General features: G+C 67.2%; 10 protein-coding genes. 4 read left to right on the forward strand and 6 right to left on the reverse strand.

Features of this window, described 5'->3' with window-relative positions; genetic code table 11:
* Nucleotides 1-2: 2 nt before the first annotated feature.
* Nucleotides 3-4,655: a S8 family serine peptidase gene (locus ABXH26_RS10580; RefSeq protein WP_353567035.1), complete on the reverse strand. Its 4,653-nt coding sequence runs from the start codon at nucleotides 4,653-4,655 to the stop codon at nucleotides 3-5.
* Between the two features lie 172 nt (nucleotides 4,656-4,827).
* Here ABXH26_RS10580 and ABXH26_RS10585 point away from each other — a divergent pair, with 172 nt between their 5' ends.
* A complete protein-coding gene (locus ABXH26_RS10585; RefSeq protein ID WP_353567036.1) occupies nucleotides 4,828-5,601 on the forward strand; it encodes an SDR family NAD(P)-dependent oxidoreductase in 774 nt (257 codons plus the stop codon).
* Nucleotides 5,602-5,685: 84 nt separating this feature from the next.
* Nucleotides 5,686-6,636, forward strand: coding sequence for a D-2-hydroxyacid dehydrogenase (locus tag ABXH26_RS10590; protein WP_353567037.1), 951 nt, complete (start codon nucleotides 5,686-5,688; stop codon nucleotides 6,634-6,636).
* Here ABXH26_RS10590 and ABXH26_RS10595 read toward each other — a convergent pair whose 3' ends face one another.
* Nucleotides 6,637-7,296: a metal-dependent transcriptional regulator gene (locus ABXH26_RS10595; RefSeq protein WP_353567038.1), complete on the reverse strand. Its 660-nt coding sequence runs from the start codon at nucleotides 7,294-7,296 to the stop codon at nucleotides 6,637-6,639.
* Nucleotides 7,297-7,423: 127 nt separating this feature from the next.
* On the opposite strand from ABXH26_RS10595, the gene ABXH26_RS10600 reads away from it, so the two are divergent.
* Together ABXH26_RS10600 and feoB are read left to right on the forward strand one after the other, a co-directional pair.
* Nucleotides 7,424-8,353: a metal-dependent transcriptional regulator gene (locus ABXH26_RS10600; RefSeq protein WP_353567039.1), complete on the forward strand. Its 930-nt coding sequence runs from the start codon at nucleotides 7,424-7,426 to the stop codon at nucleotides 8,351-8,353.
* Nucleotides 8,350-10,587: a ferrous iron transport protein B gene (gene feoB, locus ABXH26_RS10605; protein WP_353567040.1), complete on the forward strand. Its 2,238-nt coding sequence runs from the start codon at nucleotides 8,350-8,352 to the stop codon at nucleotides 10,585-10,587. The genes ABXH26_RS10600 and feoB overlap by 4 nt, the downstream gene beginning before the upstream one ends.
* 210 nt (nucleotides 10,588-10,797) lie before the next feature.
* Here feoB and ABXH26_RS10610 read toward each other — a convergent pair whose 3' ends face one another.
* From ABXH26_RS10610 to ABXH26_RS10625, 4 genes are read right to left on the reverse strand one after another with little or no spacing between them, the layout of a single operon-like run.
* A complete protein-coding gene (locus ABXH26_RS10610) occupies nucleotides 10,798-11,406 on the reverse strand; it encodes a PEP-CTERM sorting domain-containing protein (RefSeq protein WP_353567041.1) in 609 nt (202 codons plus the stop codon).
* Between the two features lie 26 nt (nucleotides 11,407-11,432).
* Nucleotides 11,433-12,938 (reverse strand): hypothetical protein, encoded by a 1,506-nt coding sequence (locus ABXH26_RS10615; RefSeq protein ID WP_353567042.1) that lies wholly within the window; start codon nucleotides 12,936-12,938, stop codon nucleotides 11,433-11,435.
* 18 nt (nucleotides 12,939-12,956) lie between these two features.
* Entirely contained in the window at nucleotides 12,957-13,769 is an 813-nt protein-coding gene (locus tag ABXH26_RS10620; protein WP_353567043.1) for a rhodanese-like domain-containing protein, read from the reverse strand.
* A 4-nt stretch (nucleotides 13,770-13,773) separates the two neighbouring features.
* On the reverse strand, nucleotides 13,774-17,736 hold the full coding sequence (locus tag ABXH26_RS10625; protein ID WP_353567044.1) for a TolB-like translocation protein: 3,963 nt from the start codon (nucleotides 17,734-17,736) through the stop codon (nucleotides 13,774-13,776).
* Between the last annotated feature and the right edge of the window lies 1 nt (nucleotide 17,737).

Below are 17,737 nucleotides of genomic sequence, written 5' to 3' on the forward strand. Positions count from 1 at the left end.
CCTCAGGGAGTCGCGACCTCCAGGCGCAGGAATTTGGAATCCTCGCCGGGTCCGCGGGGGATGGTGGCGGTGATCTCCCAATGATCGCCCATGTCGACCGGCGCGCTCTCGATGACGCCCGCGGAGCTCCACGAGCCCGCGGAAAGGTCGGCGCTCCAGACCACGCCCCCGGTCACCGATCCGATGCCCTTGGCCTTGCGGTAGGTGAAGGTGACGGAAGAGGCGGCCGTTTCGAAGTCGAAGACTGACGAGTCGGAAATGAGGGGATCCAGCCCGCAGAAGTATTCGATGAGGTTCGCAAGGTCGTCGCCATCGCTGTCAGCGGTCGGATCGGGATCGGTGACCCCCGGATCATCAGCCAGCCAGTCGGCGAAGGTCAGCGGGGAAACGGTGAGCGTGCCGGCGACGTAGTCGATGTCGTAGTTGGCGGGATCGAAGCTGCCCCCGGTGGCTCCGGAGGGGACGATCTCGTAGCTGCCCGGCTCGGCGTCGGCCGCGGTGCCATCGGAGGTCAGGGTGACGCTGCCCACGGTGTCGCTTCCGACCAGGCCGCTGGCAGTGAAGGCGGTCGAGTTCGCGCCTAGGGCGAGCAGCTCGCCGTAGGGCTTGGTGGCATCGTCGGCGGTCAGCGTGAGCAGCTTCGGTAGGACCTCGCTGATGGCGGTGGCGAGGGTGGCGGGCGCCGCCCCGGTGCTGGTGCCGACCACATCGCCCGAATAGGAGCCGGCATGGGTTCCGGCGGCCAGGCGCAGATGGAGGGTAACCGGGCCGACATTTCCCGCGCTGCCGACCCGAAGGGTGGGAGCGTAGCCGGTGGCCGGATTTTCCGAAACCTCGAAGCCCGCGGGCGGCGTGACGAGGATGCCCTCGCTCAGTCCCGTGCCGGAGACGGTGAAGGATGCCGGCATCGTGGAGGCCGAACCGTAGATGGCATCGGTGGCGGCGGGTGATCCGCCGAGCGTGATGGACGGGCTCCCGCTACTATTTTCGTAGTAAACGAGGATGTCGTCGAGGTACGCGCGCTTGTCGGAGGTCCCGAAGGTGATGGTGGAGCCCGCGGTGCCGCCGGTGAAGGAAAGCTGAACGGCCTCGAAGCTGCCGGCCATCACGTTGCTGTAGCGGACGGTTTGCGGTGGCAGACCGGTGACGGTGACCAGGATGTCGCTTTCGATGGTGGTCCATCCCTTCACGGCGAAGCTGACGTGGAAAGCCCCGCCGTTTCCGCTGAGATCGAGGGTTCGGCTGGTGATGAAGCCGGTGGCGCTGCTGCTGCCCAGCTTGACCGCTTCGCCAGCCTGGTAGGCGCGATCCACCGTGGGGAAATTGTCGTTCCCTCCCCACGGCGCGGAGGCACCGTTGGTCGTGTCGTTGCTGCCGGCGTGGATCGAGGAAAAGTCCTCGCGGAGCAGCTCGGTGACCGGGCCGTCGGGCGAACTGCTGATGGTGAGCGCCAGGCTGGCGGTGCCGGTGCCGGCGGCGTTGGAGGCGCTGAGGGCGACGTTGCCGCTGCCCGCGGTGGTCGGCGTGCCGGAGATCACGCCGGTGCTTGGATCGACCGACAGGCCGTCGGGAAGTCCGGTGGCGCCGAACGAGGCCGGCGCGTTGCTGGCGGTGATCTGATAGGAGAAAGGCGCTCCCACGAGGCCGCTGGCGGTGGCGGAGCTGGTGATGACCGGCACCTGAGGGACGCCGGACGAGGAAGAACGCGGAGCGGGCGGGCCGGGGGTGAAGTCGGCCGAGTTGTCCCCGGTGTCGGTCGCCCCGCCGCCGGCGCGGAAGATGGCCTCCGTGCTGGAGGGCGAGGGCGCGGGCGAACCTTCGGAGGCGTTGGCGTCGCCGTAGCCGATGAAGTCCTGCAGGGAGTTGTCGCCCACCGGCGATGAACCGCTCAAGGGGCTGGCGACGCTCATCAAGGCGACTTTTCCGCGGGTGGCGCTCATGGAAATCGTGGCGCTGGCGTCCGGAGTGGGCAGGCTGTCGCCACTGGAGCCGGTGTTCATCCCGATCAGGAAATACGAATCCGGGGCCATTGAGCCGGAGAGGGAGGCGACCTGCCAGCTGGTTCCGGAAGAGGAGGCATACTGGACCGACCAGCCCTCGAGGCTTACCGTTTCATCGCTGCGGTTGTGGAGTTCGACGTAGTCGCGGTTGTAGGTGGCGCCGTTGTTTCCGCCTCCACCGTAGATCTGGCTGATCAGGACCGGGGCCTGAAGTACGGTGAAGGCCGTAGATCCGGTGGCGGAGCTGTAGCCGGTGACCACCGTGATCACGCCGGTGGTGGCGTTCGAGGGAACGATGGCGGTGATTTGTCCGGAGGAATCGACGGTGAAGGCCGCGTCGATCCCGCCGAAGCGGACCGCGGCGACGCCGACGAAGTTCTGACCGGTGATGACCACCGTGGAGCCGTTGGTCGCGGAAAGCGGGCTGAAGCCGTCGATGACCGGGCTGCCATCGCCGCTGAGGACCACGAGAGTCGAGCTGGCGGAGGTGGCGGTCGCCCCTTCGTCATCGGTCGCGGTCGCGGAAAGCGCGTATGTCCCGGGGCCCGGCGGCGTCCAGGAGAGCGAGTAGGGCGCCGAACGGTCGATGCCCAGCGAGATGTTGTCGCTGAAAAACTCCACTTGGGCGACGGTGCCGGGCGCTCCTCCGATCGCGAGGTCGCTGGCGGTGGCGGTTAACGTCACGGCGTTGCCGGAAAGGAGCGAAACTCCATCGGTCGGCGAGCCGAGGGTCACGCTCGGCGGCGGGTTGGACTCCACGCCGGTGCCGCCGGTGATGATCAGCGAGTAGGCCTGGCTGTTGCCGCTGATGTTTCCATCGAGGGAAACGGTCACGGTGTAGGTCCCAGCCTGGGAGGGCGAAGCGAGATAGACCTGCTCGACGGTATCGACGTTGTTCTTTCCCGTGGTCGCTGGCTGGGCCATGGAAGCAGTGGTCCAGGTGCCGACGAAGGGCATGACGTATGGATGATAAACGGTGCTGCCGTTGGGGGCTGTGATGATGACGTCGAGGTTGTTCTTCAGGTTGGGCGTGCGGCTGTCGGAGGCCGACTGCGCGGCGCCCGCCGGATCGGTCCAGGAAAGCGTGGCCCGAATGGGGCTGGAGCCGTCCCAGATGAAGGTGTGGGTCGCGGAGTTGACCGCATTCGACAAGGTTCCCTCGATCATCTTCGGCGCGGAGAGGCTGGCCTTGTGGTCGAGGATAAGATCGGCGGCCGCCTTCACATGGATGAGTCCCCAGCCGTAGGTGTAATCGGGCCCCGCGGTTCCGCGGTCGTCCGCCGTGTGGATGAGCAGGCCTTTCAGCATGCTGGCCCGCATGCGCTGGCCGGAAAACTCGCGGGCATACAGCTCCACCAGCAATGCGGCCGATCCGAGCGCGTTGGGCGTGGCCATGCTGGTGCCGCTGTAGGTGCCGTCGTAGGCGGTGTTGCTGGTGGCGACGCAGGAGTACAGGTCGATGCCGTTGGCCACCACGTCCGGCTTGATGCGGCCGTCATCGCAGGGCCCGAGGCTGGAGAAGTAGGCGATGGCCGCCTTCGCGGGATCGCGCGTGCCGGAGGTCACCGCATCATCGGCCGCGCCGACCGTGAGCACGTTTTTGGCGAGCGCGTTGAAGGTGATCGACTGGTAGCCGCCCTTGGCGGTCAGGACGTCCTGTTCGTTGCCGGCGGCCCAGCAGGGAAGGTAGTAGGGGAGGGCGGCGGCGACCGCATCCACGTCCCGGGCCTCCGTTTCATAGCGACCCATGTCGGAGGTGGAGGCATCGTAGCCGTAGGAGTGGTTGGAAAGCGGGATGCCGGCGGTGTCGCCGGCCGAGGTGGTGCCCGCGGCGGTCATCTCCGTGTAGTCGTAGTCCCAGTCGTAGGAATCGATGGTGATCTGCGGTGCCATGCCCTTGGCGGCGGGCTGCACGCCGGAGGCTCCGATGGTGCCGGCCACGTGGGTGGCGTGGTTATCGTTGGTGGCCGAGTTGTTGCGCCTGGTCACGCGGCCGGTGAGTTCCTGGTGGGTGCTGCGGACCGAGCCGCCGTCCCAGATGCCGATCTTGATGCCGGAGCCGCTCAGCGAGTAGGGCGCGGGGAAAAGGAGGTTGGCGCCGGTGGAAATGGCGGCGTTGGCGTTGAGCGTGGTCCGGTAGAGCGGTTCGTCACCGCGGAAGTCGTGGAGGATCGAAACCTTGTGGCCGGGACCCTCGATGCGCAGCGGGATGCCGAGGCGATCCGCCTTCTCGACCACCGCATCGTGCTGCCTTTCCTGAAGCGCCTGCATGTCCGCCACCACCCGGGCGCGGATGTCGGGGTCGGCGAGGTCGGCGCCTTCGAGCAGGTCGGCGATCGAACGCCCGCCGCTGGCAAGTTCGCGGGTGCCGGGCGGGATCGCCGCGGGCGCGGGATTTCCGGATGGTTCCGTGGGCCCGCCGGCGTGGGTGGCTGGACCGGGCTCGTCCGCGGAGGCTGCGATGCTTGGTTTCGGTGAGGAAGGATCTTGCGCGATCGGTGGGTCGGCAGGGGTGCCTCCGTCTTCGACGAGGTGCGGCTTGGACGTCTCCACCCCGACGGCCGTGGACGGACGCCCCGGCTTGATGACGAGGCCCGCGGCCACCAGCGCGACCAGGATCACGGCCAGAAAACCGTAGGATGTACGGAGTTGCATGATGAACGGTGAGTGGATCGGGCGGCGGACGCTTCGGCAAGCGGGATTCCGATGACGGAACCCGCGCGGCGGTCACGTTTCGCGGTTCCCGTCTCCGCCTCGCTTCCCGGTCACCCGAAGGAACCAAGAGCCTTCTTGAAATGCCGGCACTCCGCCGTAGGGGTGCCGGATCATGAACATCGACCTTACCGGAAAAACCGCCCTTGTCACCGGCTCCACCGAAGGCATCGGCTTCGCCGTGGCCAAGCTCCTGCGCGAATGCGGCGCGGACGTGATCATCAACGGACGCCACGACGACAAAACCCGCGCCGCCGCGGAAAAGATCGCTGCCCGCCCGGTCGCGGCGGACGTCGGCACGGCGGAGGGCTGCGAGATCCTGGCCAGAAAGGCGGGAAACATCGACATCCTCGTCAACAACGCCGGCATTTTCCGCGATGCGGACTTCTTCGAAGCCGGGGATGATACCTGGCAGCAGCACTGGAACGTCAACGTGATGAGCGGCGTGCGGTTATCGCGCGCGCTGGCCCCGGCGATGGTCGACAGAGGCTGGGGGCGGATCATTTTCCTCGGCTCCGAGAGCGCCTTCAACATCCCGGTGGAGATGATCCACTACGGCGTGTCGAAGACGGCCGACGTCGCGCTCGCCCGCGGCCTGGCCAAGCGGCTGGGAGGCACCGGTGTTACGGTGAACTCCGTACTTCCGGGACCGACGCTCTCCGAGGGCGTCGCGGAGATGCTCAAGGAGGAGACCGACAAGACGGGCAAGTCCCTCGAGGAAGCAGGCGCGGATTTCGTCCAGGCGCACCGGCCGACCTCGATCATCGGCCGCGCGGCCACGGTCGAGGAAGTCGCCAACCTGATCGCCTACGTGGCTTCGCCGCTGTCGTCCGCCACTACTGGGGCGGCCCTGCGGGTCGATGGCGGCGTGGTCGATTCGCTGCAGTGATGGGGAAAACGGATATCCGAAGTGGTGAGAAACCCGCTTCCCCTCCGGCCTGCGGCGTGATGACTGGAGCCGCCATCCTTCGCCATGAAACTCGTTTTTCTCGACGCCTCCACCCTCGATCGCGGTGACATCGATTTCAGTGCGCTCGCCGCGGAGGGCGATCTCCGGGCGCATCCGCTCACTTCCGCCGCCGAGGCGCCCTCGCGCTGCGCCGGGGCCGAGGTGGTCATCTCGAACAAGGTGCCGGTCGGGAAGGCCGTCATCGACGCCGCTCCGGAGCTGAGGCTCGTCGTTTCCGCCGCCACCGGCGTGAACCAGATCGACCTCGCAGCCTGCCAAGCGGCCGGCATCGCGGTCGCCAACGTGGCCGGCTACTCGACCGAGAGCGTGGCGCAGCACACCTTCGCCCTGATTCTCGAGCTGGCGACCCGCGCGGGCACCATCAGCTCGACGGTGCGGACGGACTGGCCGGCCTCGCCGATTTTCACGCGGCTCGATCACCCGCTGTTCGAGCTGCACGGCCGGACCTTGGGCATCGTCGGGTTCGGCGGGATCGGCCGCGCCGTGGCCCGGGTGGGTCGGGCTTTCGGCATGGAAATCATCGCCCTGTCCCGTGACGGAGCCCGGCCAGGTGAAGTCCCGCGACTGCCGGCGGATGAGTTTTTCGCCACCGCGGATGTGGTCAGCCTGCACTGCCCGCTGACTGCGGAAACCGAGCGCATGATCGATGCCGAGCGGCTGGCCTCGATGAAGCCCGGTGCCTTGCTGATCAACACCGGCCGCGGACCGCTCATTGATGAGCCCGCCCTGGCCGCCGCGCTGCGCTCGGGCCACCTCGGTGGCGCGGGGCTCGACGTGCTTTCGGTGGAACCGCCGCCGGCCGATCACCCGCTGCTCGCGCCGGATATTCCCAACCTGATCATCACGCCCCACACCGCATGGAGCACCCGCGAGGCGCGGCGGCGGTTGCTCGGTGGCATCGTGGCCGACATCCGATCGTTCAAGGAAGGCGGCCGGCTGAATCGGATCGTGTGATCAAGTCGGTTGCACCCGAAGGTGGCCGGCGGCATTCGAGCCGAGATTCGTCTCCAGACCGCTACCGAGGATCTTGAGCCGCAGGATGCCGGTCGGCTTGTCGTGGGACAGCAGCTGAAACGCCGAGCCGGGTCGCAGGCCGTGCTCCGACAGCCAGTCCAGCAGCGCGCCATCCTCCTCGCTGACCTGGACGACCTGGTAGCCGCCGGGCTCCGCCTCCGCCAATGAGGCGCAGCTCTGCTCGGGCATCCTGCCGTCGGCGTCAGGAATCGGCGCGCCGTGCGGGTCGGCCGTGGGATGGCCGAGCATTTCATCCATCCGCGCCAGCAGCCTGTCGGAAATGACGTGCTCCAGCTCCTCGGCCTCGTCGTGGACGTCGCCCCAGTCGAGCTCCATGACTTCGACCAGGAACAACTCGATCAGCCGATGCCGGCGCAGGACCTTGAGCGCGGCGGCCTCACCGGTGGGCGTCAGGCGCGCGCCGCGGCGGGGCAGGTAATCGACCAGCCCGCGGCTGCCGAGGTGCTTCATCATCGTCGTCACCGTCCCGGGCGTCAGCTCCAGTTCGCCGGCAATGCGGCCGATCGCGATCGGTTCGTCGCCGGCACCGCTGAGGTGATGCATGGCCTTGAGGTAGTTCTCGACGGTGCTGCTCGGCATGGGTTGCCGGAGCTTGAACCGGGCGAAGATTATTGAGCGATCAAAAACCGCAGGATTCGCGCTCGGAATCGCAGACTTTGATGAATCAAAACTTTGACTTTGAAATGTCACCGGGCATATTCCGGCCGTGACGACGAACGAACGGCCGGAGCGCTCGGAGGACGGGCTGAAGCATCTTCTCGACTGCGAGGAGGGCGGCTCGCATGCCAGCGTGGACAGCTTGGCGGGTGCGCTGAAGCTGCGTCGGGCGCGCGCGGCGCGGCTTTTGACGGAGCTGGGAAATGAGGAGCTCGCCCGGCCGAAGGGCGACCACTGGCAGCTCACCGGGAAGGGGCGCAAGGCGGCGGTGGAGGTGGTCCGCAAGCATCGCCTGCTCGAAACCTGGCTGGCCCGCGAGACCGGGGTGCCACCGGAAAACTGGCATCGTGCCGCGCATGTGGCGGAGCACCGGCTGGGCGCGATCGAGACCGACGAACTCGCCGACCGGTTGGGAAACCCGCGTTTCGATCCCCATGGCGACCCGATCCCGACCCGCGAGGGCGAGCTGCCGGCGGCGGCGAGGATTTCGCTGGCCGAGTGGCCGCTGGAGCAGGACGCGGTGATCGTCCACCTCGAGGACGAACCGGAGGCGATTTATGGCGAAATGGTCCAGGCCGGGCTGCATCCGGGCATGGTGCTGCATGGCTTGGAAAGGCAGCCAGGCGGCGTGATCCTCTGCACCGCCGAGGGCCGCGGGCTCCAGCTGTCGGCCTCGTGGCTGACGCGGATCCATGTCGATGAGGTCACCGAGGAGCATCGGATTTCCGACTCCGTGCGACGCCTGAGCGACCTCGGCGTCGGCTCCGTGTCGCAGGTCCACGGGCTTTCCCCCGCCTGCGCGGGAGCCGAGCGGCGCCGGCTGCTCGACCTCGGCCTGGTGCCCGGCACGGAGATCCGCTGCGAGTTCACCAGCCCGTTCGGCTCGCCGCGCTCGTACCTGATCCGCGGCACCATGATCGGCCTGCGCCGCGAGCAGGCCGACCGCGTGCTGGTGATCCCGGAAGGAGGTGCCGCATGAGCGGAAACCCGCCCGTCCATGAAGTCGGCGAGGCCTGCCTGAAGTGCCCGTCGCGCTTCGGCCAGATGCGCAAGCTCGGCCTGAATGTCGACGACACCGACTTCGTCATCGCCCTCGCCGGCAATCCGAACACCGGCAAGACCACTGTTTTCAACGCCCTCACCGGCCTGCGCATGCACACCGGCAATTGGCCCGGGAAAACGATCGCCCGCGCCGAAGGCGGATTCTCCTACGAGGACAAGCGCTACAAGATCGTCGATCTTCCCGGCACCTACTCGCTGCTCTCGGCCTCGCCCGACGAGGAGGTCGCCCGCGGTTTCCTGCTCTTCGGGAAGCCGCATGTCACGCTGATCGTGGCCGATGCCACCAGCCTCGAGCGCAACCTGAATCTCGTCCTCCAGACGCTCCAGATCACCCGCCGCGCCGTGCTCTGCCTCAACCTCATGGACGAGGCGCGGGCTCACAAGATCGAGATCGACGCCCGCAACCTCGCCCGCGACCTCGGCATCCCGGTGGTCCCCTGCTCGGCGCGCTCGGGCGAGGGCATCCCGGAGCTGCTGAAGGAAATCGCCCTGATGGCCGCGCGGGAGGACGAACCCTCGTTGCTCAAGCTGCCGCTCGACCTCCCCGGCCTGCGCGGCGCGCTCGGCATGGTCGAGGACGAGCTCGAAACGGCCTTTCCCGAGCTGCCGCAGACCCGCTGGGTCGCGCTGCGATTGCTGGAGGGCGACCGCCAGATCATCGACGCCGTCCGCTCCGGCGAACTCGCCGCCCTGGCCGATCCCGATGCGGAGCAGGAAACGGCGGCGCGCCCGGAAAACCCGGCTGCCACCCGCGCGCTCGCGACCGCCAAGGAGTTGCGCTGGAAGCTGCCACAGAACCTCCACGACCGATTGTCCGAGGCGATCTACGGCGAGGCCGCGCGCATCGCCGGCCGCAACGTGACCCGCCATGGCGAGTCCTCGCGCCTCGCGTGGCAGCAGCGTGTCGATCGCATCCTTACGCACCCGGTCACTGCGTTTCCCGTCATGGTGCTGGTGCTCGGCGCGGTGCTGTGGCTGACCATCGCCGGGGCCAACGTGCCCTCCGGCATGCTCGCCACGCTGCTCGTGGATTGGGGGCATCCCGCGCTGCGCGGACTCATGGAAAACCTCGGCTCGCCCTGGTGGCTGACCGGCTTGCTGGCGGATGGCATGTACCTCGCGACCGCCTGGGTCATCGCCGTGATGCTGCCGCCGATGGCGATCTTTTTTCCCTGCTTCACCCTGCTCGAGGACCTCGGCTTCCTGCCGCGCGTCGCTTTCAACCTGGACCGGATTTTCCAAAAGGTCGGAGCCCACGGAAAGCAGTCGCTGACCATGGCGATGGGCCTCGGCTGCAATGCCGCGGGCGTGGTCGCCACCCGCGTCATCGACTCGCCGCGCGAGCGCCTGATCGCCATCCTCACCAACAATTTTTCCCTCTGCAACGGCCGCTGGCCGACGCAGATCCTGCTTGCCACCATCTTCATCGGCGGCGCGGTGCCGGCCGCCTGGGCGGGCACGGTCGCCGCCGGCTCGGTGCTGCTCGTCGCCCTGCTCGGTTTCGGTTTCGCCCTGCTGACCTCGTGGCTGCTCGCGAAAACCATGCTCAAGGGCGAGGCCACCTCCTTTTCCCTGGAGCTCCCGCCCTATCGGCCGCCGAACTTGTGGCGCACGCTTTACAACTCGATCATCGACCGCACCCTGATCGTGCTCTGGCGGGCGATCGTCTTCGCCCTGCCCGCCGGCGCGGCGATCTGGCTGATCTCGAACATCCCCTGGGGCGACGCCTCGCTGGCGGTGGCGATGATCCATGCGCTCGACCCGCTGGCCTGGGTGATGGGCATGACCGGCGTGATCCTGCTCGCCTACGTGGTCGCCATCCCGGCCAACGAGATCGTGATCCCCACCGTGCTGATGCTCACCGTGTTGGTCACGGGCCAACACGGCATGGGTGCCGGTGCCGGCGTGATGTTCGAGACCAGCGATTTGACGACCCTGCGGGAGATTCTCGAAGCCGGCGGCTGGTCGCTGCTGACCGCCGTTTCGCTGATGCTCTTTTCCCTCTGCCACAACCCGTGCTCGACCACGATCTACACGATCTACAAGGAAACCAAGTCGGCCAAGTGGACCGCCGTCGCGACCTTCATGCCGCTGGTGATCGGTTTCCTCCTCTGCACCGCCGTCGCTGCAGTGTGGCGCTGGCTGGCCTGAGAGAGGAAAGAGCGTTGCGTGGGGGGTAGGGACGACCGCCCTCGGGCGTCCGCCGCCTGTGAATGGGGCCGGCACCAGGGGACCATTCCGGTCGAGCGAGGGCGCTCAACCCTACCGTTTGGCGGGTGGGGACGCCCGCCCTCGGTCGTCCGCGCCTGTGAATGGGGCCGGCGCCAGGGGACCATTCCGGTCGAGCGAGGGCGCTCAACCCTACCGTTTGCGGCGGAAGGCGAGGGCGAGGCCGAGGGCTCCGACGAGGACCGGGGTCGAGGGCTCGGGAATCACCCCGACGGTGATCGTTTCCCCGGGCGTGTCCGAGTAGGCCCAGTCGTGGATCAGGCCCTCGGAGCTGCCGTTGGTCAGGGTGACGCGCATGAAGCCATTGACGAAGTCGCCGCTGCCCGTGAGGTCGAGCTTGAAGCCGAGGTACGACTCAACGCCCGACGGAAACTGGCCGAGAGCGTTGCCGATGTGGTCCTGCGAGGCGCCATTCCCGCCCGGACCGGTGAGGCTGATCGTTTCCACCAGGTCGCCGGGCATGAGGGAGAGGATGGGATCGGTGGCGCCGGTGCCGGTGCGGACCGGGAGGAAACGGGGGCCGGAAAAAACGCCGTCGCCCCCGAAGAAGAAGTTCACCTGGCTGTCCGACCAGTCGGGGGCGGGGTCGCCGTCAAAGCTGGTGAGGTCGAAGATGTTGACGGAAACCCCTTCGAAGTTGGTGGGGATCGGGATGTCCTGCACGCCGCTGTAGATGACCGCGGTCTGGGCGCGGGTGCCGGCAGCAAAGGTGATGAGGACGGTCAGAACCAAGGCTTTCATGTTTGGGCGTGGGTGAAGATGAGGAATCAGTCGATGGTGATTTCCATGCGGAAGAATCTGGCTTTGGCCGGCTCCGGAGTGAAGTAGGGATACGGGATGGTGACCAGCTCCATGTCGCCATCTTCCTCCAGGACGACGGGCTGCGCGCTGCTGTTGAACCACGCGCCCATGTTCGAGCTGAACTGCGGCGTGTAGTGGATGCCGAGCGATTGGTAGTTCTTCGACCGCAGGAATGTGACGCGGAAGTCCACGCCGTCGCTATCGATGCGCAGGGTGGTCACCGGACCGCCGCGGCGCAGCAGGCCGCCGCCGGGACCGAACTGGATCGGCCCGTCCGGCGCATTCGGGTCGAGCCCCGAGGCGAACTCGAACAGGTTGTCGTAGCTGTCGCCGTCACCGTTTCCGGAGGGATCCCCCTCGGGCGAAGTCGTGCTGCCGTAGTAGTGGAGCCGGAAGTTGTCGTAGGTGTATTCGAGCACCTCGAAATCGAGGGTGGTGGTCGCTCCGGAAATGGGATCGCTGATGGTGATCGTCTGGTTGCCCAGCGTGGTCAGCACGACCGGTTGGTCGTCGAGCACACCGTCGGCGAGTGCGCCGGTGGTGAGGCTGCCGCCGAGGATGGCCGGGCTTTCCATGAGCAGGGTGCGGTTGAAGTCGGCCAGCGGATCGCCGGCGCTGTCGGTGGCGCGCAGGTCGACCCGCACCGGCTGGCCGGAAAGCGCGGTGGCGTGGTCGGAGGTGGCGGTCAGCATGACCGGCGCGGGCGTGAAGCCGACGATCGAGGACTTCGCCGCCAGCGCGCTGCCATCGTAGGCGATCTGGTTGCCGCTGAAGTCGCCGGGGATGGGCATGCCGAGCAGGGCGAAGTCGAGCGTGAGCGTGGTGCCCGAGGCGGGGTTGAGCGGCAGCTCGCCGGTGGCGTCGAGCAGGTGGTTGAGGTCGAAGTAGCAGCGGTTGCCGGCCAGCGAGTCGTTGATCACGGCGAACAGCGGATACGCCGAGCCGGGGTTTTCCAAGCGCACCACGGCACCCCCGAGGTCACCGAAGAGGACGGCAGCCGCCGAAAAGTCTACCACCAGCTGGCGCGACTCCACGAGGAAGGCCGTGTCGCGGGCGGTGGTGACTTCGACCAGCGGGCCGGTATCGACCGTGCTGCCGCCGACCAAGGCCAGCGCGCGGACCCAGTAGGTGGTGTCGGGCTGCAAGCCGGAAATGCGGGTCAGGAACACGCCGCGCGAATTCATCGCGGCCTGCAGCGCGCGGGCGGCCTCGCGGCTGGCCGGGCTGCTGGCGACCTCCCGGCGGTCGGCGGTCAGGAACTGGGGTTCGACGCGGACGCGATCGGTGATGTCCGAAGTGCCGGCCGCATCGGAGAACACGCGCACGCCCGCCTCGGCGGCCTCGCCGGTTTCCCAGCACAGGGAAAAGGCGGTGGTGCCGACGTCGCCCGCCGTGGTGTCGGTGACTTGCGGTGCCGCCGCGACGATCGCGGCGGGCAGCAACAGCATGCAGAGGAAAACGCGGAGGTTCATGGGAAGTCCGGTGGGGGTTCAGGGATTCGGGGCCGTGGGCTCGGGCAGGGTGAGCGTCTTGCCCGCCTGTCGCTCGAGGCCGCGCTTGCCTTCATTGGCGATGATATCAGCTCCGCCGAGCAGCACGGTGGAGCGGTGAAAACCTTCGAGGTAGAGTTTTTCCACCTCCGTTTCGGGAAGCTCGGTGTCCTCCCCGCCGACCAGCACGACCAGCGGCGGAGTGCCGGCACCGGCTGCGGCCGCGGGGTTGCGGAAGGCGGCGTGGAAGCTCTCCAGATCGGGGAAATAAGTGAATTTCCGCTCGGTGCAGAGTTCCTGCAGGGGACTGACGTGACCCTTGGGCACCACGCGTTCCGCTGCGGTCCGGAGATCGACGAGGCAGGTTTTTCCCGTGAGCTTGATCAGGTCGTCGTAGGTGATGCTTTCCGGCCCGCGCACGGTGGCGGCACCGGGCTGGGAGTTGGCGGCGGCGTCGCTGTAGGTCGACCACGCGGCCATGCCGCCATCGAGGTAATCGGCCGGCGAGACGCCCTTTTGGCCGAGCGAGGCGGCGAGTTCGGCCGGGTTCACCTTGTCCGAAATGCCATCGGAAATCAGCACGCAGCCATGGGCGAAGCGCATGTTCTTTTGCAGCAGCACCCGGCCGGGGATGTTGATGGCGCCTGGCAGCGAGCCCTGCAGGTACTGGGCGGTGGGCCGGATGTCGATGAGCACCGGATGCGGGGCCGGTTGGGCGAGGATCGCGGCCAGCTGCGCGGCCGTCAGTTTCCCGGCCAGCGCCGGGGCCGGTGCGAGCGCGAGGAGGAGAAGGAAAAGGGAGCGGGCGGACATGGGGTCAGAGATTCGGGTTCACGGTCAGGGCTTCCTTGGCGTCGATCAGCAAGGTGGAAACCCGCGGGATGGTGAAGTTCGGGCCGAGCGGCAGGTGGGAATCATCGAGCTCGAGCGATCGCCACAGGCCGGCGAACGCGTCGTAGTAGCGAAGGCCGTTGAGGCGGGTCGGGCCGATGGCGTTGACCAGGTCGTAGGCGGTGTAGCCGACCGGGAAGCCGGTGTAGCTGAAGACGTTCAAGCCGGCTTCGAGATCGATCGATCCGGTGTCGCCGGCGCCGAGTTCGACGAGGTTGGCCGCCTCGAACTCGACCCACACGAAGCTGCCCGGGGTGAGCGGGAAGTCATCGCCGCTCGGGGTGCCGCCATTGTAGTCGGCGGTCTGCACGACCAGCGGTTCGAGGCTTTGGTAAAGACTGAGCCGCCGGATGCCGCCGGGGCCGCCCCAGGCGTTCAGCAGGTCGAAGGCACTGCTGTGGCGCATGGCGAGGCCTTCGCTGACGGCGAGGGCGTTGGAGGTGTTCATCACCGCCTGCAGGCCGGGCAGCCGGCTGATGACCGCCGTGCGGTCGCCGGCGCTTTCCTCGATCCAAGCTCCGAAGCCGTTGCCGAGCCCGGCCAGCGTGTGGCCGCGGGTCGCGCGGGTCAGTGAGATCTTGCTGCCGGCGTCGGTGTCGCTCAGCACGATGTTCGTCATCTGCGGTCCCAGCGAGTCCTCCTCGTAGCAAAGCCACGTCCCTTGGAACAGCGGGTTCGATTCGTTGTAGGCGGTGTCGGTCACCTGCTCCTCGACCTGCCGGCGGAGGTCGCGCATCCAGATGTCCACTTGGCCGCCGCGGTTGTCCTGCCAGGCGATGAGGTCACCGAAAATGGTCGGATTGTTCTGGCCGTAGGTGTTTTGGGTGATGCGGCGGACTTCGCGGGTTTCGAGGTCGGCGAAGTAGATCTCCCCGGGGCCGACATCGCGGTGGTCCTCCCACACGATGCGGCCGCCCTGGATCTGCGGCCGGAACTGATCGCCCTGGCCGGAGGAAACGAGGAAACGTTCGCCGGTGTCGGCGTTCCAGGCTTCGACCTGCCACGGGGCGGAGGGCGCGTCGGCCGATTTCACCTGATACACGAACCACGGCCATTCAACCGCCGGATTGGCCTCGATCAGTCCCGGCGTGCTGGTCACCGCCAGCGGCGCGGGGGATTCCAGATCGGCGTAGAGGAGGTCGGTCGAGCCGTTGGCGAGACGACTTTGCCACACGACGTAGCGGCCGTCGGTGGCGGGGTCTTCCTGGTCGAACTCGGTCGAGTTCGTGATTTCCACCGGCGTGCTGCTGTTCAGCGCGTAGGCGGCGATGTTCGACACCGAGGTCGAGCGCTGCTGCCACACGCACCAGTTGCCGCGGGCGCGGAAATTCTTGGGGCCGACCGAGCTGTCGGCGATCACCTGGCGGTCGGTGGAAAGTCCCTCGATCTCGACCAGCGTGACCGAGCGGCTGACGTTTCCGAGCGAATCCTCCAGAGCGAGGAACACGGTGTAGGTGCCCGGGATTTGCTCGATGCCCGACTCGTTCTTGCCGTCCCAGATGAAGTCGATCGTCTGGCCGGCGACTTCGCCGAGGTCGATGGTACGCACGGGGTCGAGGTCGGAGAAATCGAAGCCGTAGGCACGGTCGTAGTTCCAGCGCACGCGCGCGACAGGATCGGGGTCGGGGATTTCCGGAAAATCGCCGCCCGCATTGGTGATCAGGCGGATCACGGCCGGGCCGGTCGGGCGGCGGACCAGCTCGATCGGTGTCGAGTAGGGCGCGGCGGCTTGGAAGAAGCCGTTGTCGCCAAGCGACCAGCGGTATTCGCTGGAGCCGGAGCTGCTGGGCACCAGCGTGACCGTGGCGGCATCGGCACTCGGAGTGGTGGGCACGCCGGCGACGCGGAGGTCCTCGGCGGCCGGATCGACGGTCCAGGAAACGGACAGCGCCCGGTCATCGGGCAGGTAGTCGCCCGCCGCATTCCGGCCGAGCACCTCCAGCGTGACCGCGCCGGACAGCGAGCTGAGCTCGATCGGATCGGCGACCGGTTTTTCCACCGACCAGGCACCGCCGTTGATACGGTATTTGTAGTAGTCGAGGAAGGTCCCCGTGACCGTGAGCGTGGCGGTGCTCAGCGGCGTGGGATCGACCGGGATGCCGGACAGGCGCGGGTAGGCGACGACGCCCTTGAGGATGGTGAGCGTGCCGTTCACGTCCAGCGAACTGGGCGGGACGGTGGCGTGGATCGGCGTCTGGTTGGGGCGGATCGACAGCAGGTCGGTGGGGAAAATCCGGCCCTCGTCCGCGATCACCGGCACCTCGGCACCCTCGCCGGGAATGATGAGGGTGGCGGACTGGGTGGACTCCACGTTGCCCGACTCGTCGGTGGCGAAGAACTCGATCGGGTAGGTGCCGGGGATGTCGATGCTGAACGGCAGCGCGGGCCGGAAGCCGGCGCCGTCGAGGTTGTACTCGATCGACACCGGGCTGGCGTCCTCGCTGGTGAAGTAGACCTGCGTTTCCGGCGTGATGTAGTAGGTCGTGCCGTCCGCGGTCGAGAGCCCGGAGAAGCGGATCCGCGTTTCCGGCGGCGTGGTGTCGGAGTTGTCCGTGTCGTAGGTGATCCGGTAGGTGTAGGTCTGGCCGGTCTCGATGCGGTCGAACAGGTTGAGATAGGTGAAACGGAAGTTGTCGGTTTTGCGGTAGCGGATGTTGGTCCAGAAGTTGCGCGGGTGGAGTTGTTTGCCGTCGTTGCGCACCACGCTGGCGATCGGGTAGCGGGCCTGCGCGGGATCATCGAGGCGCATGTAGACCCAACCCTCGCGGTCCGAGACCAGGGTCACCGTGGCACCGCCGCCGCTGAGGGGTGAGGTCACCTCGGCCTGCGGCTGGTAATTCACCGGCAACACGGCGCCGTCGGTCTCATAGAGCGTGTCGGGGATCAGGTTGGAGTCGCGGTCGGTGTCCGCCAGGAAATCCATGATCGCATCCCGCCCCGGCTCGTCGTTGAGGCATTCGCGGGAAAAGAAGTGGGCGTTGAGGCTCTTGATGACCGAGGTCTCCAGGCCGCCGAGCTCGTCGGAGTGATGGTAGCTGGCCTTGAACTCGATGAACTCACCGCTGAGCGAGGTGATCATGTCCCAGGCGCCTTTCTTCACTTCGCCGGGGTTGATGTCGCCCAGGTTGACCAGCAGGCTGGTCTCATCGAGCGGCGAATCCTGCACGCGGGCGCCGAGCAGGCGGGCGATGAGCAGGAGGCCGTTGTGGTTCTCGACGATCTTGGGCTGCTTCGAGTCAATGTTGACCTTTCGCGCGATGCCGTAGCCGTCGTTTTTCACCAGCACCCCGAGCGTGAAGGGAATCGGGCTCTCGACCTCGGGCGTGAACGGATCGTCGCCCTGCACGTCGCGGGGTTGGAAGTAGGTGATGTCGAGCTGCGGCTCCGGCCGGACCGTGATGGTGTCCTCCACCGCGAACAGCACGTCATCCGGGATTTTCGCTCCGCGGATGTAGCCGGAAAGGTCGCAGCCGATGTCGTACTCCTTGCCGCGCGGGTCGGTGCCGCCGGGCGCATTCTCGCCGGTCTTGGGGATGATGAACCAGGTGACGACGGCAGTCTGGGTCGGGGAAATGATGCCGTCGCCGTCGATGCGGTTGATCGAGGACAGTTCGGGCGGCTGGACGAAGAACTTGTCTGCCGCATCCTCGCCGGTGGTCGCATCCTTGAAGGTCAGCGCGGCGGAGAACTGGTTGATGGGGTCCTGGCCGTCGTTGTTGGTGACCTTGAGCACGGCTTCGAAGCCGATCCGCTCGGTGGTCAGCTCCTGTTCGATCTCGATCTTGACGCGGTTGCAGACGCCCTGGAACTGCTGCTGCGCCGCGAGCGGCGACGCCAGTCCGAGAAGCAGGCCGAGAACCGGGAGGGTGATGGTCGGGAAGAGTTTCATC

Source organism: Haloferula sargassicola (assembly GCF_040362925.1).
GTDB lineage: Bacteria > Verrucomicrobiota > Verrucomicrobiia > Verrucomicrobiales > Akkermansiaceae > Haloferula > Haloferula sargassicola.

Coding starts and splice junctions, on each gene's coding strand:
- ABXH26_RS10580 (WP_353567035.1), bottom strand. CDS start 4,655: ATGCAACTCCGTACATCCTACGGTTTTCTGGCCGTGATCCTGGTCGCG.
- ABXH26_RS10585 (WP_353567036.1), top strand. CDS start 4,828: ATGAACATCGACCTTACCGGAAAAACCGCCCTTGTCACCGGCTCCACC.
- ABXH26_RS10590 (WP_353567037.1), top strand. CDS start 5,686: ATGAAACTCGTTTTTCTCGACGCCTCCACCCTCGATCGCGGTGACATC.
- ABXH26_RS10595 (WP_353567038.1), bottom strand. CDS start 7,296: ATGCCGAGCAGCACCGTCGAGAACTACCTCAAGGCCATGCATCACCTC.
- feoB (WP_353567040.1), top strand. CDS start 8,350: ATGAGCGGAAACCCGCCCGTCCATGAAGTCGGCGAGGCCTGCCTGAAG.
- ABXH26_RS10610 (WP_353567041.1), bottom strand. CDS start 11,406: ATGAAAGCCTTGGTTCTGACCGTCCTCATCACCTTTGCTGCCGGCACC.
- ABXH26_RS10615 (WP_353567042.1), bottom strand. CDS start 12,938: ATGAACCTCCGCGTTTTCCTCTGCATGCTGTTGCTGCCCGCCGCGATC.
- ABXH26_RS10620 (WP_353567043.1), bottom strand. CDS start 13,769: ATGTCCGCCCGCTCCCTTTTCCTTCTCCTCCTCGCGCTCGCACCGGCC.
- ABXH26_RS10625 (WP_353567044.1), bottom strand. CDS start 17,736: ATGAAACTCTTCCCGACCATCACCCTCCCGGTTCTCGGCCTGCTTCTC.